The organism is Coleofasciculus sp. C1-SOL-03 (assembly GCF_040220555.1).
Lineage (GTDB): Bacteria > Cyanobacteriota > Cyanobacteriia > Cyanobacteriales > Coleofasciculaceae > Coleofasciculus.
The window spans coordinates 1-24,203 of sequence record NZ_JAVJUO010000003.1 but is presented as its reverse complement, the minus strand read 5'-3'; the positions used below and the strand labels follow the sequence as shown (position 1 = coordinate 24,203).

The following is a 24,203-nucleotide window of genomic DNA, read 5'->3' as shown; positions in this document are numbered from 1 at the left end:
CCGTACAAAATTAGGTTCGGTCAAGCTAACTTCTAAAAGCCGAAACGCCCGATTTTTCGTTCTCACTCTTCCTTGTCTACTGGTCTACCTGTCTTCCTTGTCTTACCTCAACCCCAATCTTAAAAAACCTACCCTTATGAGTTGGGGGTGAGGGGGCGATAACTTAACTCTGACACCACTAATCGACAAACATCCTAATTCCATCCAGCGATTGTGGCACAATCAAGACAGGATTATCGCCAAAATCATCAATGGTCTGGGTCAAGGGACAGCAATTATACGGTCGTCGCTACATCATCGAACGCAAACTCGGTCAAGGTGGCTTTGGTATCACCTACCTGGCAAAAGACAGAAAAGGCAACCCCCTCGTCATCAAAACCCTGAAAGATGAAGTGATGACGAATCCCGACTTTATCGAGTTTCGCGATAAATACCAGCGAGATTTTGAGCGGGAAGCTACCCGATTAGCCGTGTGTAGACACCCCCATATTGTCCAGATTGAAAATGTCTTTCATGAACAATCACTCCCCTGTATCGCCATGGAATATATCCAGGGGGAAGATTTATGGCGACGGGTGAGAAATCGCAATCCTTTATCCGAAGCGGAAGCATTAGGCTATATCCAGCAGATTGGGGAAGCGCTGACGGTGGTTCATGATAAGGGATTATTACATCGAGATTTAAAACCCCAAAATATTATGGTGCGTTCTGGCGTATCAGAAGCGGTACTGATTGATTTTGGTATTGCTAGAGAATTTATCCCCAATCTGACTCAAACTCATAGCGTTCATGTCACACCCGGTTTTGCTCCCCTTGAACAGTATGATGAACAGGCACATCGGGGAGAATATACGGATGTGTATGGGTTAGCGGCGACACTGTATTGTTTACTGACGACAAAAGTACCACCGCCAGCATTTATGCGATTGGTGCGGGATTCATTACAACCACCACAGGCGCTGAATTCAAATGTCAGTGATAGGGTGAATCAAGGGATTTTGACCGGGATGGAACTACAGCCAGAGAATCGCCCTCAGTCAGTGCGAGAATGGTTGCGGTTATTGATTCCCCAGAATCCGGCTGATGGTAATGTTAGAAGGAATGTTTCGGATTTGATAAGTGGGGAAGTTATTGGGAATGTTTCGGATGAATAGATTGGGAATGTTTCGGATGAATAGATAGAGGAGTTTTTTAGAGATTTTAGATGAAGTGGGAGGAGTGAAATCTCTTCTCTCGCGGCGAGACTTGTAAAATGTAACATATAAAGGTTTCAGCAAAATGTAACGATTTACAACAGAGGCAAAATTCACAAAGTCTTACGGGTTCTACGTTTCCGATACCTGACACCGCTCCCACCCCAAAGCCACAGAAGCCGCCTGCGGATTAAAACAATTAGCCAAGAAAAATTTGTAAGCAACTTATACACTTCCAAGTAAACGATAGTCAGCCCTGAATTAAAATACTCGAAGAGAAGCCGCTCCGCGTCTACGGGCTAAGAGCTAAAACCCGTTAAAACGGGTTAATAATACTATAGTTGAGTAAGCTTTAGCTTACTTTAGCTTTGAGCCTGAAATTTATTTCAAGGCTTTCTTTCCACGTTGATAATTTTCATATATAATTCGCTAAGCGGCAAAATTATTAATCTGTCTAACCGTTGGTCGGTCTGCATGAGTGGGTGAACGGAGAGAACTTGCAGGTAGAGTCATAACGGCTACGGTGTTGCCTAGCATATCAAAAAATTCAACACTATAACCCGTTTCTAATTCAGCAACGTTATGTTTTTCTACAACTGTACCGATATCACCTGCATAAAGTCCAGCTTCAGGACTATCGCCAAGCAAGATAACGTCTGAATAAAGTTTGTAATCCATGGTATCCTCTATTCATGGCTCTAGTCGCCGTTGAAATAGCAATTGTTATAACCCCAATTCTTCTCGCAATGATTGCAGTGAAATGGTTGCTTTTTCCTGAGATAGTTCTCTTAAAAATGCCATAAACTCAGTATTATGTTTCAGTAGTTCCACTTCCACCGCAAACTCATCGACGGGGGCGAGGGCAAATAGTGCGCCGTCGGGCTTGCGTAAAACGACAGCTTCCCCTTGTGCCAGTGTCATCACCTCATCTAGCGTAAGTTGACCACTTTCTACGTTGATAATTTTCATATCTGAACCTCTTTACCACCAATGTAAAGTGTATTGTGTTCTTTGTGTCCCACAGCCTTGATCTGAACGATACGGGAATCGTTTTCTATAACTACATCATAGAAAACCCGATAGTTATCCACTCGTAGTTCCCAATCGGATAGTTCATTTTCTCCCAGTCGTTTTCTGTTTCTAGTTTCTAGTGTGGGTTCATCGGATAGCTGTGCTTCGATAGAATCAAGAATAATTTTTTGGACAAATTTTCTATAGGCGCGTATATGATTGGCAGCTATAGGAGTAAAGTTAATCTCGCATTTCATTGCATGGAAGAGAACCGTTTATGGCTGTAGGGGCGACCCGCCTGTATCAATGAACAATGGTGTCCATTTAATTGACTCGGGTCGCCCTGTGATCAAAGCCTTGGGAAATGGTGCGTTACGCTTCGCTAACGCACCCTACGGTAAGAACTAGCTACCGCTAATTCGGGCTAAATCGCGGGCGTTTTCTTCAAACGCAGCCGTCAACGCATCATCGCCACTTAATCCGGCTTCTTCGGCTTTATGCAGACAAGTCAGTACCCGCTTGTAATCCCTGGGTATCACCTTGACAAACTTTGGCACCATTTCTGTCCAATTCGCCAAGATGGTTAATCCCAGTTGACTCTTGGTGTACTCGACGTGTTTGGCAATCATTTGGTGGATGATTTCAATCTCCTCCTCATCTTCCAGTTTCTCCAAATCGGACATCTGGGTATTGCAACGAGTGGCAAAATCACCCTGTTCATCCAACACATAGGCGACACCACCACTCATTCCTGCGGCAAAGTTGCGCCCGGTTGGACCGAGAACCACCACTTTACCGCCAGTCATATATTCGCACCCATGATCACCCACGGCTTCCACCACCGCGTTAATCCCTGAGTTGCGGACACAGAACCGTTCACCAGCCATTCCCCGAATATAGACTTCACCCGCCGTTGCGCCATAGAGGGCGACATTCCCGACAATGATATTTTCACGGGGGACAAAGGTGGAACGGGCGGGAGGATAGAGGATTAATTTACCTCCGGATAATCCTTTGCCAAAGTAGTCATTGGCATCGCCTTCGAGTTCTAAGGTGACGCCCTTGGGTACAAATGCGCCGAAGCTTTGACCTGCACTTCCTTGGAAATGTAGCTGGATGGTATCCTCCGGTAATCCCTGCCAATGACGCTTGGTGATTTCGTTGCCTAAAATCGTGCCAACCGCCCGATTGGTATTCTGAATCGGTAGAGTAGCGGTTACTTTTTCACCCTTTGCGATCGCGCCTTTGCATAAGTCTAGCAGTACCCTCATATCTAGGGACTTATCTAACCCATGATCCTGGGGAATCTGGCAATAGCGCCCAATTTCGGGTCCCACATCCGGTTGATAGAGAATCTGGGATAAATCCAATCCCTTCGCCTTCCAATGATCCACCGCCTGCTTTGCTTCCAAGACATCCACACGCCCTACCATTTCATTCAGGGTGCGGAATCCCAACTGTGCCATGATTTCCCGCACTTCTTGGGCGACAAATCGCATGAAGTTCACCGTATGATCCGGATTACCGATGAAACTCTGGCGCAGCACCGGGTTCTGGGTGGCAATTCCCGCCGGACAGGTGTTTTTTTGACAAACTCGCATCATAATGCAGCCCAGGGTCACTAGAGGTGCGGTAGAGAAGCCAAATTCCTCTGCCCCTAATAGCGCCGCCATGACCACATCGCGCCCGGTCTTCATTTGACCATCGGTTTCCACCACAATCCGCGATCGCAGATCATTTAATACCAGAGTTTGATGGGTTTCCGCTACCCCTAATTCCCAGGGTAATCCGGCGTGTTTAATCGAGGTTTGCGGCGATGCACCCGTTCCGCCATCAAAACCAGAAATCAATACCACATCCGCATGGGCTTTGGCAACCCCCGCCGCGATCGTGCCTACCCCCACCTCAGACACCAGTTTCACATTAATCCGGGCGTCGCGGTTGGCGTTTTTTAGGTCATGAATTAACTCGGCTAAGTCTTCAATTGAGTAGATATCGTGGTGCGGCGGTGGCGAAATTAAGCCGACTCCAGGGGTAGAGTTGCGTACCTTCGCAATCCAAGGATACACCTTCCGCCCCGGTAACTGTCCCCCTTCTCCAGGTTTCGCCCCCTGCGCCATCTTAATTTGGAGTTCCTTGGCTTGGGACAAATACAAACTGTTGACGCCAAATCGCCCAGATGCGACTTGTTTAATCGCGCTATTCTTAGAATCACCCTGTCCATTCGTCCAGGTATAGCGTTCGGGATCTTCTCCGCCTTCCCCCGTATTGGATTTCCCGCCAATTCGGTTCATGGCGATGGCGAGGGATTCATGTGCCTCTTTAGAGATAGACCCGTAACTCATCGCCCCAGTTTTGAACCGCCGAGTAATCGCTTCTACAGGTTCCACTTCTTCTAAGGGAATCGGGTCGCGTTTCTTGAATTGTAGGAGTCCCCGTAGGGTAAAATGCTGCTTAGTCTGCTCATTAATTAGGGCAGAATACTCTTTATAGGACTCATAACTCCCCTGACGCACGGCGTTTTGCAGGGCGTGGATGGTTTGCGGACTTAATAGGTGTGCCTCACCGTCTTTGCGCCACTGATATTCACCACCTGCATCCAGGGTATGTCCATTCACTTCCCGGTCAGGGAAAGCGTGACGATGACGCATAATGGCTTCTTGGGCAATTACGTCTAAATCCGCCCCTTCAATCCGGGTAGCTGTCCAAGTAAAGTATTTATCAACAAGTGCCTGTTTGAGTCCAATGGTTTCAAAGATTTGGGCGCCGCGATAGCTTTGAATCGTGGAAATGCCAATCTTGGAGGCGACTTTAATTACCCCCTTAGTAGCGGCTTTGATATAGTTTTTCTGCGCTGTCTTGCTATCGATATTTTCCAGCAAGCCCTGGCTGATCATATCGTCAATGGTTTCATAGATCAGATAGGGATTAATTCCACCGCAGCCATACCCAATCAGAAGCGCATGATGATGAACTTCGCGAGGTTCTCCGGATTCTAAGACGATTCCGACTTTAGTGCGCGTCTTTTTGCGGATTAGGTGGTGATGTAATCCAGCCACCGCAAGTAAGGCGGGGATGGGTGCATGGTCTTTATCAATGCCGCGATCGCTGAGAATAATGATACTGGTTCCTTGTGCGATCGCACTATCCGCTTTGGCGAAAATTTCATCCAGCGCCGTTTCCAATCCCTTCACCCCAGCCTCGGGGTCAAATAGAATCGGGAGGGTAATCGATTTAAACTCCCCTTCGGACACATATTTCAGCTTTGCCAATTCCGCATTCGTCAGAATTGGCGTTTTCAGTTCAATTAAATGACAACTCTGGGGTTCGGGTTCCAGTAAGTTGCGTTCTGAACCAATTGTCGTTTCCGCTGAGGTAATAATTTCTTCCCGAATCGAATCAATCGGGGGATTGGTAACTTGGGCAAAGAGTTGCTGGAAATAATTGTACAGTAACTTCGGGCGATCGGATAACACTGCCAATGGCGTATCCGAACCCATGGAACCCACGGCTTCCACTCCATTCTGTGCCATCGGCGCCATTAGCATCCGCAATTCCTCGAAGGTATAGCCGAATGCGATTTGCCGTTGAATCAGGGTGTCGGGTTCCGGTTGGGCTACCTCTGGCGCATCCTTTAACTGTGCCAGTTCCACCATGTATTCGTCAATCCACTCTTGGTAGGGATGTTCGGTAATAATTGCCTGTTTCAATTCCTCATCAGCAATAATCCGCCCCTCTTCCATATTCACCAAGAACATCCGCCCGGGTTGCAAGCGCCCTTTAAACGCCACGTCTTCGGGTTCTACGGGTAACACCCCCGCTTCCGATGCCATAATTACCCGATCATCCTTGGTGACATAATACCGGGATGGACGCAATCCATTTCGATCCAAAACTGCCCCAATCGTCGTACCATCGGTAAAGGCGATAGACGCAGGACCATCCCAGGGTTCCATCAGACAGGAGTGATATTCATAGAATGCCTTTGTCTGGGCACTCATCGACTCATGATTTGTCCAGGGTTCTGGAATCATCATCATTACCGCATGGGGTAAGGAACGCCCAGACAAGACTAACATTTCTAGGGAGTTGTCGAATATCGCTGAGTCACTTCCCTCTAAATCAATAACGGGCTGAATTTTCTCTAAGTCATCGCCAAACAGCTTCGACTTAAACAGCGACTGTCGGGCGTGCATCCAGTTAATATTACCCCGTAAGGTATTAATTTCCCCATTATGGGCAATGTAGCGATAGGGGTGGGCGCGTTCCCAACTGGGGAAGGTGTTGGTGCTAAATCGGGAATGCACTAAGGCTAGGGCGCTTTTGAGATCCGGATCATGGAGTTCGGGATAATATTGTCCCACCTGTATCGGCGTCAGCATCCCTTTGTACACGATTGTACGACAGGAGAGGCTAGCCGTATACCAACAGGGGTCAACCTCTGACTGGCTAAGTTCTTTTTCCGCCCGTTTCAGGATCACATAGAGTTTCCGTTCAAAGGCTAAATCATCAGCCAGATTCGAGGAACGCTGGAGGAACACCTGTTGCATAAACGGTTCACCCAGTTTGGCGATACTCCCCAAGGGTGAGTTATCCACAGGAACATCCCGCCAACCCAGAACCGTTTGCCCTTCTTCTGTAGCAATTTTCTCAAAAATCTGGCGACTCTGCTGGCGAATCATCGCATCAGGGGAGGTAAAAATCGCCCCTACTCCATACTTACCCGCTTCCGGTAGGGTAATGTTATCGGCGGCGGCGACTTTCCGCATAAACTGATCCGGGATTTGGATTAAAACCCCTGCACCGTCTCCAGTATTCGGTTCACAACCACACGCACCGCGATGTTCCAAGTTTGCCAGAATCGTTAGCGCTTGTTCCACGATATCGTGAGACTGATTCCCCTTCATCTGCACGATGAATCCGACACCGCAAGCATCGTGTTCAAACTGTGGATCGTATAAACCTTGTTTTTTTGGCAGTTGGTTGCTTTTCATCTCAAAATGACCCAAAAATGACGAGGGTTGTAGGGGCGCAAGGACTTGCGCCCGTTTTTCAGTGTAGAGGGTGGAAAGCTATCTGGTGCAACGTAGCGGAAATCAGTATCCAGTGGGAAAAGGTGCAACAGTTTACTGTACAAGCATTCCTTTCTTCTACCTTCTGCCTCCTGCCTCCTGCCTTCTGCCTTTTCGGAAGGGTATCCCGCTGCGACACCACAAGCTTGTTGGATTACGATAAACCAACTCCACCAGAAGTACAAGCCAAGCTTTAACAAAACGATAAGATTGGCAGGATTTAGCGAGAATTCAATTAAGGGTTGAATTTTCTGGGAAAAATTCTAAAAAAACAGTATATCCTGATACCGAATGCCAAAAATTCATGATTTGTTGATCGCGTCGGGGTTCGTAGTAAGGGAACCTTAGCCTTTCAACGTTTCAACGAAGTCAATAACCCTTCCAGAAAACATCTACCGTAACCCACCGATATATGGTTTAAATTGAACGAGTTAGGTTCAAAAGCGTCATTAAACAAAGGGCGCACGTCTATGCGCCCCTACGAACTTGTTTTTGCTGTAAAAACTCGGCAAAATCACAGACTTCGGCAACTAAATCATCGGATAAAGTATCCAGAACCGCCGCCAACTGTTCCCGAACTCCCATAATATCACGAGCCGATTTAACCGGTCTGCGATCGCGAGATGTAGTGGGGTGTTTCCTTGATTATTCCTGATGTTAACATTTGCGCCCTTGGCAATCAATAATTCTACCCGATTTGGCTCAAGCTGAGAAGCGGCGTTTCCCCATCACGATTTTTGGCATTAATATCGGCAATTAGAAGTGCTGCGATTTCAGGAGAAGGGGCAAAATGCAATGGCGTATTCCCCTGATCATCTTTAGCCACAATATTGGCTCCACTTTGCAGCAGGAACTCGATCATCTGCTTAGACCCTATCAGGTTACCGATAACTGAGCAACAAAACCCGCCCTTTATTCAAGGGTTATTGGCTTCGTTGACACGTTGAAAGGCTAAGGTTCCCTTACTACAAACTGCTTTCGTTTTTACATGACCACCGTCTTGCATCCTGGAATTGCAAGCCGACCTCAGCACCGAATTTTCCCTCGACAGAGGGTTGAAACCATTGCAAGAAAGCCTATTCCCCATTCCCTCTCCCCACCACAAGACTCATTCAGCAGACCCTAATTTAAGACTGACTATTTTTTCCGCTTGCGCTTGGCGGCAAACAATCCACCCCCTGCCAATAAGCTTCCTAGGATAAAGGAGGGTTCAGGGGCAGCAGGAGTATTGGCTTCCAGAGCAGGATCAGCTACGTAAGTAAAGTTAAATGAGCCATCATTGGAAGCCACATTAGAGGATGAACCAGTGAACGAGTACATGATATCCTCTTTACCTGGGTAGGAAACCTTAACCAGTTCACTAGCTAGCAATGTAAAGTCTATACCAAAGTTCTCAAGCGCCTCGACGACATTATCAGGAGCATAGAATATCAAGTTCGCGTGACCGGCTAGCCCAAACTCGACATTATTGCCGTTTTTGTTGACGAAGGCAATATTAGGATCAACTGAGCGCTGGAATCCGCCCTGGTTGAGAAAGGTATCGAATATAGCTTCACGACTACTAAACTTAGAAGCCTCTGATCCATAATTAAGGGTAGTTAATCCATTAACTATAGCTGTATACAGTTCAGCTTCATTATCAACCGTCGAACCAACCCCCAGCATAGGTCGAATGATAGGATTACTGCTCAAGGTACTATTAACAGAACTTATAACCCCGTCCACATTGGCGTCAAAGGCATCATTAAACCATTTTGTGGCAACAGTATCTGATGTATATGATGTATCTAAACTTGAGCCAAACAAATCCTTGGCGGTGAGACTACTGAGAGTTATACCTGTATCATCATTAAAGTCTATATCTAAGCTGGTAACCTCGTCGTAGTCCAAAAAGCTTTCCAGATCCGGGTATCCTCCTTCACTGGTCTTAAATAACTCAATATTCCCTCCGGGAGCAGAAGCGGTTCCCGCTAAGATATCGGTCAGGTTGGAGGTATCCGTACCTTTTGACCCTAAACAAAATTGTGCTTCACAAGTGACCGCCGGATCAACATCCCACACTTCAAAGTTATTGGGGGCAGTTCCTGTAACTTCCGCCCCCGTAATGGATGCCGCCAACGCTGGATTGGTGGCGATCGCACTGACACCCATAACAAGTGATGCCCCGACGAGCAGTTTCTGGATATTAGTTTTCATTGCAGTATCTCCGTGACTTTATAGATTGAGCCTTCTTAACAGCACATACACAGGGTTAGGCTTTGGCTAACCCACTCTTGGCTCTAATAACCTCTGGTTGTCCTCTAACCGGCGATGTCTTCAGCCCTTGAGCTTTCGTCGCCTGCCCACAAATTTCCTCATCTCTTTATAAAGTTTACATGAAGTTTCGCAAAAAATCGATAAAGTTTCGATAAAGTTGTAGACATTTTATTTTATATGTGCTAATCACTACTCAACTAAATATATATAAAATAATCTAGCAAGCCGTATAACTTGGGTAGCATTTTGTAAAAAATGGTGTATTTCCACCGAAGTATGCCTACTCACTGACACCACAAAGGGAGCCAACAGGCTCCCTAAAAACTGATCTAATTGTCACAAGCGCCTATCTCAGCGACATTTGACCTAAGATTTTTGGCTCTGGCGTTTGGCGACGACTAAACCACCTACGCCAATTAAGCCGAGTAGAATCGACGGTTCTGGTACATCAACAGGATCAAGCGTAAACTGTGGATCATAGACTCCAGTATGCGAATGGGTTCCATCGTCAGATGAAAGGGTAGATCTAGCCGCACTGAAGGTGTAAGCATAACTTGTTCTACCGTTATGAGTTACTTTAACCACCTCACTGGCTTGCAATTGTGGTGGTAGTATCTCCAAGCGTTGAGCAAATTTGAGTTGTTCATCCTGAGCTGGGTTGAGGACGCCTAATAACATCTGTGTCGCGTCATAGTGACCCGCTAAACCAATATCCACTGTGCCGTTATTATTATTGACGTAGCTGATATTCGCGTCACTGAACCGTTGGAATCCACCTCTAGTCAGGAATGTATTGTATAAACTCCCTCGAGTGTAACCTAAACCGCCAAGTAAGAAATCGTTAATATTATAGGCATCCAGGGCATCACTAAACCATCTATTGGCTAATGTATTTGCCCCATAGCCAGTATTTAAGTCCTCTCCAAACCAGTCTACTGCCGTGAGGCTACTAAGCGTCATGCTTCTACCATCATCAAAGGTAGCTTGTAAACTGGTAACGTCCTGATGCGCTTTGAATTCATCTAGGTCAAGTTGTTCGCTGCTGGCAAATAATTCTAGGTTTCCACCGGGTTCACCAAGGTTACATTCGTAATCAGGACTATAGGCGGGAACGCTGCAATTTCCTTGTAAGAGAGCATTGATATCGGCGTTTGGATTGGCTACCGTTGTATCCAAGATGCCATCATTATTAGAATCGATCGCCTCATATTTAATAATGTCTGAACCAGAGAGAGTAAATGTTGTTGCCGAAGCGGGGGCAGTGGCGATCGCGCTGACACTGGCAAGAATTGATGCGCCAAACAGAAGTTTTTTCAGATTGCTTTTCATGATGTATTTCCCTAGTGATTGAGTGGTGACAAAGTTTAAGGGTTGTATGATTTCGCTTACCATGGCAATATATTCGCCATTCATCTCCTGGATTTCAGGAAATGAAAAGACAACATAAGCCTTTCAAGTTAGCGAAATTTTATCGATTCGCTGGGTTGCATTTTTCTCCTTAGTTATCAAACCCAGCCTGCTCTCAGATATCTTTTATTATAGAGATACCGACTCCTAAAATGGGTGAAGTCCGTGTAAAACTTCTATATGCTTCTGTGAAGATTTAGAGAAGGCTAGAGAAAAGTCCAGGACGTAGCATGAGTTAAATAGGGACAAATCTACCTATATTTTTCAACTTTTGTAACAGTTTTCTCCCGGTTTAGCGGCAAAATATTTAGGGCTTGCTGCACAACCCGGAAACCATTATCTATTAAATACCGAATAGCTTAAACAGAGGGTTCTGTAACCGTACCATGCGATCGCACAAATCCAGCGATTCGCTGCACGGCTGTTTCTAGCACCTCAGGTTCTTGCACCAAAGCAAAGCGAACATATCCTTCCCCAGCGTTACCAAACCCAGCCCCCGGTGATGCCGCCACTCCGGTTTCTTCTACTAACTGGGTACAAAATTGGATCGAATTCTGCTCCCAAGGTTGGGGTAATTTTGCCCAGACATACATCGTCGCTTGGGGAAGCGGAACCTGCCAACCGATACGGTTTAACGCTTGCACAAACGCATCCCGCCGTTTCTGAAACGTAGCCACCATCGCTTGCACACCATCTTGATTTCCCTGTAGTGCCGCGATCGCACCGTTTAAAATGCCGCGATACTGGTTAAAATCCACCACCGCCTTAATTTGGCGCAGTGCCTTAATCAGTTGAGCATTTCCAATCGCATACCCAATGCGAAAGCCGCCCATATTATAGGATTTAGAAAAGGTAAAAAATTCAATCGAGATTTCTTTATTGGGGTCAGCTTGTAAAACTGAGGGCGCTAGGGCGTTAAGATTGGCAGGTGCTTTCCCATCTGGAGAAAATACCAAATCAGCATAAGGGAAATCGTGAACCAGAACCACATCATGCTGGCGACAAAAAGCCACCGCTTTCTGGAAAAACGATAACGGTGCGATCGCGCTGGTGGGATTATGGGGATAGTTCAGCACCATCATCTTGGCTTGGGCAAGGACAGATCCTGGAATTTCTTCAAAAACAGGTAAAAACTGATTTTCTGCCAACAGAGGCATCGGATAGATTTGACCCCCTGCCAAATACACCCCACCGACATGAGACGGATACCCTGGATCAAGCAATAAGGCAAAATCACCAGGGTTGAGAATCGCTAAGGGTAAATGTGCCGTTCCCTCTTGGGAACCAATTAGAGGTAGAACCTCCGTTTCTGGGTCAACCGAAATACCAAATCGTTGAGTATACGTCTTAGCTACAGCCTGACGAAACGCTTGCGTCCCATGAAACAGTAAGTAACCATGAGTGCTAGGGTCATGCAGCGAAGCCTCAATCGCCGCAACGACATGATCCGATGCCGATAAATCAGAGGAACCCAAAGATAGGTCAATAATATCTTGACCCAAGGCTTTAGCTTTTGCCTTTGCCTGATCCATATCGGCAAACACATTGGCTTGCAGGGGTTGTAAACGTTGAGCAAACTGCATGGTTTAGTTATTGCACAGGGAACAGGGAACAGGGAACAGGGCACAGGGCATCAATTCAGACGGGGCGGGTTTAGTGACATTTTGGCGGCAAAAAATGATAATGGTGAAACCCACCCCTACAACCGAAAAGACTCAAAGCTCGTTATCTATGATTTCCTGCAACTTTTGCTTCCCAATAGCCCCTTCATGGAACTGGGCAACCTCTCCATTTTTAAAGAGTAAGAGTGAGGGGACTCCTTCGACGTGATACTGCTTCACAGTAACGGGATTTGGATCAACTTCCATCTTAGTCACTTTCAGGCGATCGCTATAATTTTCCGCAATCCAATTCACCGAGGGCGAGACCAGGCGGCAAGGTCCACACCAAGTTGCCCAAAGATACACTAGCACTGGCTTGTCGGCTTTTAAAACTTCGGTTTCAAACTCCTGATCGGTAATCTCAAGTACGTTACTCACAACACCCTCCATAAACACAAATGACTACTCTAGCGAGACTCACCGCCTCTCGACAATGATTAGCCATTGTCAGATGATCAGTCAGTCAGCCCGTTTTTTCAGGTTCTCTCGATCAGTCTAAGCCTTCAGGCGATCGCAAGAAAACATCAAAGGAAATGTCATGATTATGATGTAGAGACGCGCCATGGCGCGTCTCTCGGATTGTTGATGACGCCTAATGCTTACAAATTGTCGATTTGCTTTCGCAGTTGTTCCAATTCGTCGTCAACTTCGGATTGGGGGGCAGCACCCGAGTCGGTTTTTTGCTCTGATGTGCCTTCTAAAGCTGGCTGAGAGACAGAACCACCGGATAACTGGGCTTTCATTGCCGTCAACTCATCATCAACATCACTCCCCGATTCTAGGGCAGCAAATTGATTTTCTAAGTCAGCACCACCCAACTCATGAGCCGCTTGGGAACGGGCTTCGAGTTCCATCACTTTGTCTTCCATCCGCTCAAATGCCCCCATTGCCGAGCTAGTTCCCAAACGACCAAGGGTACTTTGTAACTGCTCATTGGCTTTGGCAGAGCTCGCCCGTGCCTTGAGCATATCTTTCTTGGTCTTCGCCTCAGAAATTTTGCTTTCCAAGGCAATTAGGTTACGCTTCAGGGTGTCTACTTGAGCCGTTTGCTGTTCAAGCTGACCTTTGAGTACGGTTGCTGTTTCAGCGACGGATTTTTTGCGCTGGAGTGCTTCCCGGGCTAGGTTTTCATCCCCTTTTTGCAGGGCAAGTTGGGCGCGTTGCTGCCAGTTATTGGCTTCGGATTGGTTTTTATTATATTGTTGCTCGGTACGTTTTTGGGTGGCAATGGATCGGGCAACGGCTTGGCGCAGTTGTACCAGATCTTCTTGCATGTCAATAATGGCTTGCTCCAGAATTTTTTCTGGGTCTTCAGCCTTGCTAACCATATCGTTAAGATTAGCTCTGACAACTCGGCTCAGGCGATCAAATAGTCCCATGACGCTGTTTATCCTCTCGGAATGTACAAACTAAGTATCAAGCCGGCTCTACGGTTGGGAACCTGCTCAGGGAGTCAACTTTGTGGAATAGAGGCTCTCCTGTCTTTAGGAGGAAGCGCTGCGTTAATGTAATCGAAACACTCATAACCAATGGTATTAAGACAGGAGGCTTTTCATCTAGTGTAAAAACTTCCAGCTCAATATTGCTAGATCGTCACCGTTTTTGGTGTCGGGGAGCTTGTCGAGACGTAGCACGCTAGGTCTGGGTGCAAGGGGTGCAGGGGTGCTATCAGTCCGGAATATAAATGTGCGACGTTGCACCCATTAGGATTTATCCAGATCAGAACGCAGTTTTTCCAGTTCTGCCTCGATCTCCGCATTGCCACCTGATCCGGCTTGAGCGGACGGTAATTGTGCCGATTCCGTTGTACCACCTAGGTTAGCTTTCATCGAGGCTAATTCCGTATCGATGTCACTGCCACTTTCTATGGCATTAAATTTCTTTTCCAGTTGATCGCCACTAGAGAGTTCCGTGATCGCCTCGGATCGGGCTTCGAGTTCGTGTACTCTGTCTTCCATGCGCTCAAAGGCACTCAGAGTCCCGCCGGTGTTGAGATTTCCTAACATCTCGTTAATTTTCTCTGAGGCTTGAGCTGAACGCGCTCTGGCAATATAAAGGTCTTTTTTCGTTTTTGCCTCCGAGATTTTACTCTCTAGCGTCTTCATATCTTTTTTAAGTTTAGTAACAATCTCACGCTGCTGCCCCAGTTGCCCCTGGAGAGCTTGAGCCGTTTGCTGATAAGTTTGTCGCCGAGTTAGGGCTTCTCGTGCCAAATTATCGTCCCCTTTCGACAGTGCCAGTTGAGCGCGGTTGTACCATTCTTGTGCCGTCGATTCAGCTTGGGAGGCTTGGCGTTCTGTACGTTTTTGGGACGCGATCGCTTGAGCGACAGCCTGCCGCATTTGGATTAAATCGTGCTGCATATCGTCCACAGCTTGTTCCAGAATTTTCTCTGGATCTTCGGCTTGTCCAATCAGGCTATTCAGGTTGGCGCGAATCACTCGCCCGATGCGATCAATCAATCCCATAGCAGCTCTCCATTGTGGTTAGGGGTGGGGAAAACTTTATCACCATGGTATCTCAGGCTTCTTTGTCTGATGTATTATGTCATTGCCCATTCCCCGTTCCCTGTTCCCTGTTCCCCAATTAATCCGGTTTATAAATCGATGCCGAAAGTCCCTGTTGTTGAAGCCTCTCGACTAGGGTTTTGGCTTCTGACTCTAGTTTAAAGGCACCCATAGCAATCCTTGTCCCTGCGGGTACGTTCACCACGTAGGCATCAGGGACAATAGTTTGGGCTGTCTCCAACCCGCTACTATCGCTGGAGTTAATCAGCACATAATAGAACTCATCACTCAGATTCGATGGGGCGGTGTTGGGATTCGGTGCAGCCGAGGTGGATGTATTCGCTTTTTCTGAGGACTTGTTAGTCGATGATTCCGGTTGAGCGGGTGAGGAATTGGGTGTCACCGATGGCGTCGCCGTTGGAGGTGGTGAGGTAGGAGGAGTTAAAAGGGCTGATGGTAAATTTGAAGCTGGATTCGGTAACTGGGGTAAAGGTAGGACTGAAGCCGTGGGTGGAGCCGTTGCTGGAGGCGGTGAATTGGGGATGGGGGCGATGGGTGAAGCACTTGGACTGGAGGTTGGATTGGCTTTCAGATTAGGGAGTGTATTGATATTCACGTCTGGGAATTCATCATCACTGGCAAGATTAGGTTTATTTACGCCGAGTAATTCATTTTCCCGATTAGCGGTTGTCGCTGTTGAATTCTCAGCCGTCGTGGGTGTCTCAGTTTCTAAGAAATTAAGTCCTAGGCTAGTCCGAAAAATATAGGTCAATGTCGCACTCGAAACCAGCAACAGTAAAATCGAACCGACACCGAGGGGAGTGAGGATTCTATTCGTTATGGGTTTTTGGGATTCCTTGGTGGTTTCCTGTTCGGCTAACGTTTGCCGTAGTTTTTCTGAGGATTCTAAATAGTCTTCTGGTTGAGACTGATCCGTTGTCGGGATAACTAATTTACCGTCCCCTGCTAGGGATTCCTCTAGGCTTTGCGAGTCAGTAACCCTTTGCTCCTGAGTCTTCACCAAGGGGGCTTCCTGGCTAGGTAGGGGAGGAAACAGGGGTGGAGTCGGTTCAGTCTTTGGGGATTCTCTCTTTTCTGGTGTGGGAGAACCACTCACTTGAGCGGATTGCCGATCAATGTCTCCGGGAGAACTCATAGAATCGGCGGCTGGGGCGATAGAAATAGGAGACGCTTTTGTCGGCTCAAGCTGATTGACTGCCGATTTCTGTTTGGGGTAACGCCCCGGTAGTTGGGGAGATGTGATACCACGTCCTCGGCGTTGGCGTCGATAGCGAGCTAATTCGGCTTCGAGTTGCACGTCTAGGCTACCTAAAGCCGTCTGCAAAGCAGGGTTAATCGACAGGGGGGAGGAAGGAGTGGATGATTTAGCTGAGGTTTTTTGGCTCATGAAGGGAACTTCCGTTTAATCCAGCAGGGTTGAGTTAGAGGCTCGTTGTGACAACGAAGACGATACTTAAGGATAGTGTTGGTTTAGGATAGCTGTATAGGGAAGCATAAATACTCATGCTGAAATCTCTTAATCATATAGTAGAAGCACTGGATAATCAGCCGTTTTGGCAAGGTCAAAAGCAGTTTCAACAGATTCGCGACTGTTGGGCTGAGGTTGTGGGTGAAGATAGGGCGCAGCAAACCCGACCCCATTCACTATCCCGGAATATTCTTTATGTTGCCACGTCAAGTTCGGTTTGGTCTCAAGATCTGAGTTTAAATTGCCGTTCTATCTTGAAACAGCTTAATGCTCGATTGTCCACGCCGATAGAGACTATCCGTTTTTCGCCCGGATGGTGGTATCAAGAGCAAACCTTACCCCAGGCTGAGGAATCGGAACATCCCAGCCTTGTGGATGAACCGGAGGTCTCATTTTCTGCCGATCCGCCTGTGGAACCGCCTACACCCCAAACCGCATTTGAACAGTGGGCGGCGAAAATTAAGGCGCGATCGCAAAACCTACCCCTGTGTCCCCAATGCCATTGTCCGACACCGCCAGGAGAACTGAAACGCTGGCATGTTTGTGGCTTGTGTGCGACTAAGCAGTGGCAGGGTTAGCGGTTGCCTTGACCAGGCTGATGAATGCTTATGAATAATGACCATTTAGATCGGTTTAACTTATCATTCTCAATTTAATGTCCCGATAATATTTCGTATCTAACTATACATTAGGTTGACCCTTTGGGTTTGATCCCCATGGGGTTTCACGAAAAATTAACCAAGTTTCTGACCAAGCTTAACTGATTGTTTCGTTTCTTTGCGAAAATGTGTTCATATATAAAGCAATTATAAAGAAAATCTAAAAAATTAATACTTTGAGGAAAAAATAATGGACATTTAGAAGGTATAGACAGCTAATTAAAAGTTCAGTTTTAAAGAATCCAATGAAGACCTGCAAATGTTCAACGTCCGCTTGTCAGTTTTGTCGCTATTACCAACTTGAAGGTCGGCGCGGTGGCATGTGTCAGCAACTTGGCGTACCCGTTAAAGCCAATTGGAAAGCTTGTTCTTTAGCCTTACCTCCCTTTGCGCCGTCGTGGGAAAGTTTTGAGCAAATATGGCTTGATGATCAACGCATGTTGAGAGAAGAGTTAGCTGTAACTTGCTCACAGAGTCATCCCCAGCCGACAGGTTCGACAAAAATCCAGGCATCAACGCCAGAAAAAGTGACATCTCAAGTTGCTCTTGTGTGATTTCCCGTTTATAACGTTCGGCTAGAGTATCGGTTGGTTAGAGGTTACTTACAACCTTGATCAATTGGACTCATTCAAATGAGTAAATGCATTTAGTTTTCCCTTGAGTTTTATCGTTTAAGAGAATTCCTGTTTAATTAATTTCTGATAACCAAATCTTAATCTTTGAGAAAATTCATGTAGGGGCGGGTTTCACCGTTATCGTTTTTGATTCGCCCATAAGTGACTAAACCTGCCTTTATGTAGGGGTGGGTTTCACCATTATCGTTTCTGATTCACCCATACAGCAGTTTGCTCTGCTATGCGGTACATTTTCGATCCCCCTAAATCCCCCTTAAAAAGGGGGACTTTGATCTACTGTACTTTATTACAGAATTAAGCGCTGTAAGTGACTAAACCCGCCCCGACCGAGTGCAAAAATTAAATTAACGAGAGATGCTGCTTAAGGTAACCAAGGATATTGACGGAAATCAGGAGGGCGCTTTTCCAGGAAGGCTTGTTTTCCTTCTGACCCCTCCTCCGTCATGTAGTACAGTAACGTGGCATTTCCAGCCAGTTCTTGTAAACCTGCTTGACCATCACAGTCAGCGTTAAACGCTGCTTTTAAGCAACGGATAGCAATAGGACTTTTTTGTAAGATTTCCTTTGCCCATTGAATCCCCTCCGCTTCCAACTGGTCTACAGGAACAACAGTGTTCACCAAACCCATGTCCAGCGCCTGTTGTGCCGTATACTGGCGACAGAGAAACCAGATTTCCCGGGCTTTCTTCTGACCCACGATTCGGGCGAGATAGCTAGCGCCAAACCCCCCATCAAAGCTGCCGACTTTTGGACCCGTTTGACCAAAGATGGCGTTATCTGCGGCAATGGTTAGGTCACAGATAACGTGCAAGACATGACCGCCGCCAATGGCATACCCGGCGACTAAGGCAATCACCACTTTTGGCATCGAACGAATTAGGCGTTGTAAGTCCAAGACATTTAAGCGAGGAACGCCATCATCGCCAACGTATCCCGCCTTATCCCGGACACTTTGGTCTCCTCCAGAACAGAAGGCATATTTACCATCCGTGTGAGGACCTGCCCCGGTTAATAAAACAACGCCAATTCTCTGGTCTTCGCGGGCGTTACAAAAGGCGTCGTAGAGTTCAAAAACAGTTTTAGGGCGGAAGGCGTTGCGCTTGTGGGGGCGATTAATCGTGATTTTGGCGATACCGTCGGCTTTGTGATAAAGGATATCCTCGTAAGTTTTGGCGGTTTGCCAGTCAATTGACATATCGGTATTTTCCCTTGGTTATAAAGACTCCAAGTACTACTTTGAGCTTGACATTCCCTATCCTAAGACCCAATGGCACTGAAAAGCGTGCGTTTTGGATCGCCAAAACCCTTGATATACCGTGGGGTGGGCAATGCCCACCAGCCTTAATGGAGTACCCGATTAAGATGTGGCAATTTGCTGGAAAGGTTGGCAGGGATATGAATGCGTCACCTTTCCCCAATAAAATCAATCATCAAGCCACCAACACCTGAGGCACAACCGTTTCCATCAACTTCTCTGTGTCGCTGATGGATTGAGTACGGTGGGCAATGCCCACCCTACGATTATTCACCAACTCTATCTGCGATCGCGTCAAAATTGGGTATCGGGGGTTGCTTGCCCTGACAAACACAACACCTTCAACATCATTTCCTCCCGTCCGTACCCAAGAATGAAAACTAGAGGATTGCCACAAATGAGGACAAGATACTAAACCATGTTTAACCGGATTGTAATGGATATAGTTAAGATGGGCTGCAAAGTCCCTCTCATCTCGAATGGTATGTTCCCAGAAGCGTCACTGCCAAACATTACTTTCTCGATGCTTCTGACGTGATATTGACACATTTTGAGGTAATGCTCTCTCACCACGCAATGATTGCGTAAACAAAACTTTTAACCGACCAACTCGCTTAGAATAATTTTTATCGTTGACAGGTAATTTCCAGAGAAAATGGAGATGATCCGGGAGCACAACAGCCCCAATAATATCAAAGGGCATTTCAGTTTTCACTTGTGCCATGACACAGCGCAAGCGAGAAACATTCTCTAGTTCTGAGAAAAAAGGCTGACGATTATACGTCACCACAGTCAAGAAAAACGTGCCTCCAGGACTAAAGACTCGACGATAATCAGACATTTCCGTAGGGTGGGCATCGCCCACCAAAGATGTTGAAATGGTGGGCATTGCCCACCCTACCTAACTGGCTACTTCGGCATGGGGTGGAAAGCCATGCTGGATTCTGCCAATATCAGCATCATATTTCTTCGAGGTTTTGAACAGTTCAAAGCGTCCATCCGCCGCATAAACGGCACATTTATCACGCAACGCCTGCATCTGTTCGGGGTTCATCGGCTGAAAACCCCGGGCAATGGCTAGGTTTTGACGCAATACATCCAGTGACGGAATACCGCTAACCGTAGTGGCGACAGGTAAACTCATCGCATAACCCAGCGCTTCCTCAACCGTGAGAATCCCGTTTTTTATCGCTTGACCATTACCACTTAAGCTTTTCATCCCGATGGGCGCAATACCGCGCCGATTCAGTTCCGGTAATACCTGCTGTTCAAAACTGCTAAACGTGGCGTCGAAACAGTTAAGCGGTAACTGGCAAGTGTCGAAGGGGAAATCGTAAGCCAACATCTTCAGGTGAATCGCTGGATTTTTATGACCCGTGAAGCCCACAAACCGCACTTTACCCTCACGCTTTGCCCGTTCTAATGCTTCAATTGCCCCATTTTGGCGGAAAATTAGCTCTGGGTCGTTATCATAAACGACTTCATGAATTTGCCACAAATCTAGATAATCAGTTTTCAGTCGCCGCAGTGAGTCTTCCAATTGCTGCATCGCCACACTCGCATCGCGTCCATGAGTGCAGACTTTGGTCATCAGAAAAACTTGATCACGCCGCCCAGCCAAGGCTTTACCCATCAATTCTTCGCTGCGGTGGTTATTATATTCCCAGGCATTATCCATAAACGTGATTCCCGCGTCAACGGCTTCTTGGACAATGCGGATTGCTTCCTCCTGACTCGACGCATTACCTAAATGAGCGCCACCTAAGCCAATGGCTGAGACGTCTACGCCAGTGCGCCCCAAGGGACGACGGGGGATTTCTCCAGGGTTGAGGGTTGTCATACTATTTGTATCTCCTGCAATGGGTGTTTTTTGCAGCGGTGCGGCTGCAACAGGTTGGTTAACTGATTGCAAAATTAAGTCAGATAGGGCGATTCCTGCACCAAGGACACCGCATCGTTTGAGAAACTGTCTGCGCTGGGGGTTGAGTGGGGAGTGATCACTGGCGGCTTTGTCGTTATCGGTCATCAACTTTTATCCGTTTACCATACTTTAAGTATGTTCAAAGACTCAGTTTTGCTCAACGACTGGCAGGTTATTGCGGCGGCTGATAATGTTGCTGTCGGTACGGTGCAGTCTATCCGGTTGCTGGAACATGATTTAGTAATGTGGCATGATGGCGAAGATTTCGCGGTGGCGCAAGATCAGTGTCCGCACCGAGGGGCGGCTTTATCACGAGGAGTTGTTCGCTCAGGTAATTTAATCTGTCCGTATCACGGCTTGGCGTATGACCGAAAGGGAAACTGCATTCGCATTCCTGCTCATCCTCACCTTAAACCACCAGCAAGTGCTAGTTTGAGGACTTATCCGATTGTTAAACGTTACGGCTTAATTTGGACATCTCTAGGTCAACCCAAGCAGACAGTTCCTTGTTTCCCGGAGTGGGATGACCCCAGTTATCGTAAAATTCTCTGCGGTGCGTATTATTATCGCGCTAGCGGCTTTCGGGCTTTGGAAAATTTTCTGGATGTGGCTCATTTTCCCTTTGTCCATGAGGGATTACTGGGAGACGTGTGTCAAAGTGCGATCGCGGACTATCATGTCCAATCTACTCCAGATGAAATTATGATTAATAATATCCGCGTCTGGCAACCTGACCCTGATGGTACGGGTGAAGGCGGCTATGTAACCTATACTTATCGAATTTTGCGTCCGCTAACGGCTCATTTTGTCAAAGCATCAACTCAAGGGAACTTGGCTATTTTTTTTACCGTCACGCCCGTCACGGAAACCGAATGTCTGGGCTGGATGGGGTTAGCGATGAATTATGCGTTTGATGTTCCTGAAGCTGAATTAAAAGCGTTTCAAGATCAAGTTGTGGCTCAAGATATTCCCATTGTTGAGTCACAACGTCCTCGATTATTGCCTTTAGATGTACAACGGGAGTGTCATTTCCCCAGTGATAAAGCCTCCCTAGCTTACCGTCGCTGGCTGAAACAAAAGGGGGTGACATTTGGCACGATATGAAGTAATACGTCAAAAGTCAATTATCGGCGTGGGTTTAGCCAAAATTGTCGGCGTGGGTTTAGCCACTGTAGGGGCGGGTTTAGGAACTAACATCAACTATTCACCAATAAATGAACAACAAAACCCGCCCTCTCCACCACTAACTGAATTGAACAATAAAACCCGCCCTTCCCACCATTAACTGAATTGAACAATAAAACCCGCCCTCTCCACCACTAACTGAATTGAACAATAAAACCCGCCCTCTCCACCACTAACTGAATTGAACAACAAAACCCGCCCTCTCCACCACTAACTGAATTGAACAACAAAACCCGCCCTGATTCATAATCAATAAGTCCTACAGCCGTTTACCCCTTAATGAACTACAAAAATTCATCTCTAATATCCCATCCCTCATCCTTCTTTTTCAGCGTTGTTATTCCCACGTATAATCGTCTACCCATTCTACAAAAGTGCCTAAAAGCCTTAGAACACCAACATCTCAAGGAAAATACTGTTGTCGCTGGCTATGAAGTCGTCGTGGTGGATGATGGCTCAACAGATGGCACACTAGAGTGGCTGGAGTCTCATCGTCATGAACTATCTAAAGTGCGATCGCTCTCTCAAGATCACCTGGGTCCAGCCGCCGCCCGAAATCTAGGTGTTGAGCAAGCTAAAGGCGATACAATTATCTTTATTGATAGCGATTTAGTCGTCACCGAGAATTTCCTGCAAGCCCATGCGGATGCACTGGTTCAGGGACAACAGCAATTAGGGAGCGATCGCGTCTTTACGTATGGCTGGGTAATTAATACCAACAATTTCGATAATCCCAGTTCGGAACCCTATAAAATAACGGATTTCTCCGCCGCCTATTTTGCTACTGGAAATGTGGCGATCGCGCGGAAGTGGTTGGAGGAAGCGGGACTGTTTGACACGCGCTTTCAACTCTATGGTTGGGAAGATTTAGAACTGGGTGTTCGCCTCAAACAGTTAGGTTTAAAACTGATTAAATGTCCGGCTGCTGTCGGCTATCATTGGCATCCTCCCTTTAATTTAGACCAAATTCCCCAGATGATTGACCGAGAAATTCAACGGGGACGCATGGGGGTATTATTTTATCAAAAACATCCCACTTGGGACGTGCGAATGATGATTCAGATGACATGGCTGCACCGGATACTCTGGGGAGTTCTTTCCGTGGGTGGGCGATTAAATGAACGAACCATGGCATCTTTTTTGCAATATTTGATTAATCGCGGGAAGCCGCAGTTAGCCTTAGAAATTGCCCGAATTTTCCTGAATTGGTACAACGTGCAGGGAGTTTATGCGGCTTATGCGGATATGGAAAAAAAGCGGTAAAACAAAAGAAAGAGTATATTTAAGGTATGATTCAATCGACATCGGCTGAAAGCAACAACAAGGAAGTTCAGGGAATCACTAAGATTTCTGTACAGGGGTTTAAGTCACTCTATGACGAGTGCAGTATTGAAATCCGTCCCTTAACCATTCTGGCGGGTGCGAATAGTTCCGGTAAATCCAGCATCATGCAGCCATTATTGCTGATGAAGCAAACCCTGGAAGCTACCTATGACCCTGGTGCGTTGTTACTGAATGGTCCAAATGTGCGCTTTACTTCTGTGGAACAAATTCTATCTAAAAAATCTGACAAAAATGAAATAAGTCAAGTTAATACTGTACTTGAATTACAACACAGTGGATTTGAGCATTTTATTCAAATGATCTTTGAAGGTGTACCGGGGCTTACTCTCAATGCCCCAAGCCGAATCCCGCACTTATGTCACTACAACAACGAACCGTTGGGCGGTTGCGTTTTTGAATGATGCGGCGACACTCGGCTACGATGCTAAGATTGATTGCTTGAAGCTGCTCTTGGAACAAAATCCTCCGAGTAAGTCAAAGTTGAACACTCAGCTACAGCAGAATCATGACATCAACAAGCGACAGGCAAACAGCATCATTGCTTATGTTGAAGGTGCAGTTAAGTCGGCGAATGAATGTCGTAGCAATCACTTGGAATTACTGCAAGG

General features: G+C 46.7%; 23 protein-coding genes and 3 pseudogenes. 8 read left to right on the top strand and 18 right to left on the bottom strand.

What is annotated here, in order from left to right:
• Positions 1-251: 251 nt before the first annotated feature.
• Positions 252-1,154 carry a serine/threonine protein kinase gene (locus RIE73_RS00200; protein WP_446399250.1) on the top strand — a complete coding sequence of 301 codons (903 nt, stop codon included), beginning with the start codon at positions 252-254 and terminating at the stop codon, positions 1,152-1,154.
• 468 nt (positions 1,155-1,622) lie between these two features.
• On the opposite strand, the gene RIE73_RS00195 is transcribed toward RIE73_RS00200, so the two are convergent.
• The 14 genes from RIE73_RS00195 to RIE73_RS00130 all read right to left on the bottom strand — a co-directional run bounded on the left by RIE73_RS00195 (position 1,623) and on the right by RIE73_RS00130 (position 16,515).
• A complete protein-coding gene (locus RIE73_RS00195; protein ID WP_446399249.1) occupies positions 1,623-1,871 on the bottom strand; it encodes a DUF4926 domain-containing protein in 249 nt (82 codons plus the stop codon).
• A 45-nt stretch (positions 1,872-1,916) separates the two neighbouring features.
• On the bottom strand, positions 1,917-2,162 hold the full coding sequence (locus RIE73_RS00190) for a hypothetical protein (RefSeq protein WP_446339432.1): 246 nt from the start codon (positions 2,160-2,162) through the stop codon (positions 1,917-1,919).
• Positions 2,159-2,461: a type II toxin-antitoxin system RelE family toxin gene (locus RIE73_RS00185; RefSeq protein WP_446399248.1), complete on the bottom strand. Its 303-nt coding sequence runs from the start codon at positions 2,459-2,461 to the stop codon at positions 2,159-2,161. The genes RIE73_RS00190 and RIE73_RS00185 overlap by 4 nt, the downstream gene beginning before the upstream one ends.
• A 147-nt stretch (positions 2,462-2,608) precedes the next feature.
• The gene (gene gltB, locus RIE73_RS00180; RefSeq protein ID WP_446399247.1) at positions 2,609-7,198 is read right to left on the bottom strand and encodes a glutamate synthase large subunit; all 4,590 of its coding nucleotides are present in this window, start codon (positions 7,196-7,198) and stop codon (positions 2,609-2,611) included.
• 546 nt (positions 7,199-7,744) lie between these two features.
• Positions 7,745-7,861, bottom strand: coding sequence for a DUF2281 domain-containing protein (locus RIE73_RS00175; RefSeq protein ID WP_446399246.1), 117 nt, complete (start codon positions 7,859-7,861; stop codon positions 7,745-7,747).
• Entirely contained in the window at positions 7,807-7,959 is a 153-nt protein-coding gene (locus RIE73_RS00170) for a hypothetical protein (protein ID WP_446399245.1), read from the bottom strand. Before RIE73_RS00170 ends, RIE73_RS00175 begins: the two co-directional genes overlap by 55 nt.
• A gap of 5 nt (positions 7,960-7,964) precedes the next feature.
• Positions 7,965-8,138 (bottom strand): ankyrin repeat domain-containing protein, encoded by a 174-nt coding sequence (locus RIE73_RS00165; protein ID WP_446399244.1) that lies wholly within the window; start codon positions 8,136-8,138, stop codon positions 7,965-7,967.
• A 275-nt stretch (positions 8,139-8,413) separates the two neighbouring features.
• On the bottom strand, positions 8,414-9,472 hold the full coding sequence (locus RIE73_RS00160) for an NF038130 family PEP-CTERM protein (RefSeq protein ID WP_446399243.1): 1,059 nt from the start codon (positions 9,470-9,472) through the stop codon (positions 8,414-8,416).
• A 426-nt stretch (positions 9,473-9,898) separates the two neighbouring features.
• Positions 9,899-10,945, bottom strand: a complete 1,047-nt coding sequence (locus tag RIE73_RS00155; protein WP_446399242.1) for an NF038130 family PEP-CTERM protein — start codon at positions 10,943-10,945, stop codon at positions 9,899-9,901.
• Positions 10,946-11,298: 353 nt separating this feature from the next.
• A complete protein-coding gene (locus tag RIE73_RS00150; protein ID WP_446399241.1) occupies positions 11,299-12,522 on the bottom strand; it encodes an LL-diaminopimelate aminotransferase in 1,224 nt (407 codons plus the stop codon).
• Positions 12,523-12,654: 132 nt separating this feature from the next.
• On the bottom strand, positions 12,655-12,978 hold the full coding sequence (gene trxA / locus RIE73_RS00145) for a thioredoxin (protein WP_446399240.1): 324 nt from the start codon (positions 12,976-12,978) through the stop codon (positions 12,655-12,657).
• Between the two features lie 221 nt (positions 12,979-13,199).
• Positions 13,200-13,979 (bottom strand): PspA/IM30 family protein, encoded by a 780-nt coding sequence (locus RIE73_RS00140; RefSeq protein WP_446399239.1) that lies wholly within the window; start codon positions 13,977-13,979, stop codon positions 13,200-13,202.
• A 324-nt stretch (positions 13,980-14,303) separates the two neighbouring features.
• On the bottom strand, positions 14,304-15,068 hold the full coding sequence (locus tag RIE73_RS00135; RefSeq protein WP_446399238.1) for a PspA/IM30 family protein: 765 nt from the start codon (positions 15,066-15,068) through the stop codon (positions 14,304-14,306).
• A gap of 118 nt (positions 15,069-15,186) precedes the next feature.
• Entirely contained in the window at positions 15,187-16,515 is a 1,329-nt protein-coding gene (locus tag RIE73_RS00130) for a hypothetical protein (RefSeq protein WP_446399237.1), read from the bottom strand.
• Positions 16,516-16,631: 116 nt separating this feature from the next.
• Between RIE73_RS00130 and RIE73_RS00125 the strand changes: the two genes are divergently transcribed.
• Complete coding sequence (locus tag RIE73_RS00125; RefSeq protein ID WP_446399236.1) at positions 16,632-17,174, top strand: DUF721 domain-containing protein; 543 nt, start codon at positions 16,632-16,634, stop codon at positions 17,172-17,174.
• A gap of 326 nt (positions 17,175-17,500) precedes the next feature.
• The gene (locus RIE73_RS00120) at positions 17,501-17,809 is read left to right on the top strand and encodes a hypothetical protein (RefSeq protein ID WP_446399235.1); all 309 of its coding nucleotides are present in this window, start codon (positions 17,501-17,503) and stop codon (positions 17,807-17,809) included.
• Positions 17,810-18,251: 442 nt separating this feature from the next.
• On the opposite strand, the gene menB is transcribed toward RIE73_RS00120, so the two are convergent.
• The 4 genes and pseudogenes from menB to RIE73_RS00100 form a co-directional block, all read right to left on the bottom strand.
• The gene (menB, locus tag RIE73_RS00115) at positions 18,252-19,085 is read right to left on the bottom strand and encodes a 1,4-dihydroxy-2-naphthoyl-CoA synthase (RefSeq protein WP_446399234.1); all 834 of its coding nucleotides are present in this window, start codon (positions 19,083-19,085) and stop codon (positions 18,252-18,254) included.
• 235 nt (positions 19,086-19,320) lie between these two features.
• A complete protein-coding gene (locus RIE73_RS00110) occupies positions 19,321-19,479 on the bottom strand; it encodes a hypothetical protein (protein ID WP_446399251.1) in 159 nt (52 codons plus the stop codon).
• Positions 19,412-19,986 (bottom strand): annotated as a pseudogene (locus RIE73_RS00105) (REP-associated tyrosine transposase). Before RIE73_RS00105 ends, RIE73_RS00110 begins: the two are co-directional and overlap by 68 nt.
• Positions 19,987-20,046: 60 nt before the next feature.
• Positions 20,047-21,171 carry an aldo/keto reductase gene (locus RIE73_RS00100; RefSeq protein ID WP_446399233.1) on the bottom strand — a complete coding sequence of 375 codons (1,125 nt, stop codon included), beginning with the start codon at positions 21,169-21,171 and terminating at the stop codon, positions 20,047-20,049.
• Between RIE73_RS00100 and RIE73_RS00095 the strand changes: the two genes are divergently transcribed.
• The 5 genes and pseudogenes from RIE73_RS00095 to RIE73_RS00075 all read left to right on the top strand — a co-directional run.
• On the top strand, positions 21,139-22,170 hold the full coding sequence (locus RIE73_RS00095) for an aromatic ring-hydroxylating dioxygenase subunit alpha (protein ID WP_446399232.1): 1,032 nt from the start codon (positions 21,139-21,141) through the stop codon (positions 22,168-22,170). The two genes, RIE73_RS00100 and RIE73_RS00095, sit on opposite strands and share 33 nt — an antisense overlap.
• Positions 22,157-22,351, top strand: coding sequence for a hypothetical protein (locus tag RIE73_RS00090; RefSeq protein WP_446399231.1), 195 nt, complete (start codon positions 22,157-22,159; stop codon positions 22,349-22,351). Before RIE73_RS00095 ends, RIE73_RS00090 begins: the two co-directional genes overlap by 14 nt.
• Before the next feature lie 179 nt (positions 22,352-22,530).
• Positions 22,531-23,514, top strand: coding sequence for a glycosyltransferase family 2 protein (locus tag RIE73_RS00085; RefSeq protein ID WP_446399230.1), 984 nt, complete (start codon positions 22,531-22,533; stop codon positions 23,512-23,514).
• 26 nt (positions 23,515-23,540) lie between these two features.
• Positions 23,541-23,837: pseudogene (locus RIE73_RS00080) on the top strand (AAA family ATPase); the annotation flags it as partial.
• Between the two features lie 151 nt (positions 23,838-23,988).
• Positions 23,989-24,203, top strand: a pseudogene (locus tag RIE73_RS00075) (hypothetical protein); the annotation flags it as partial.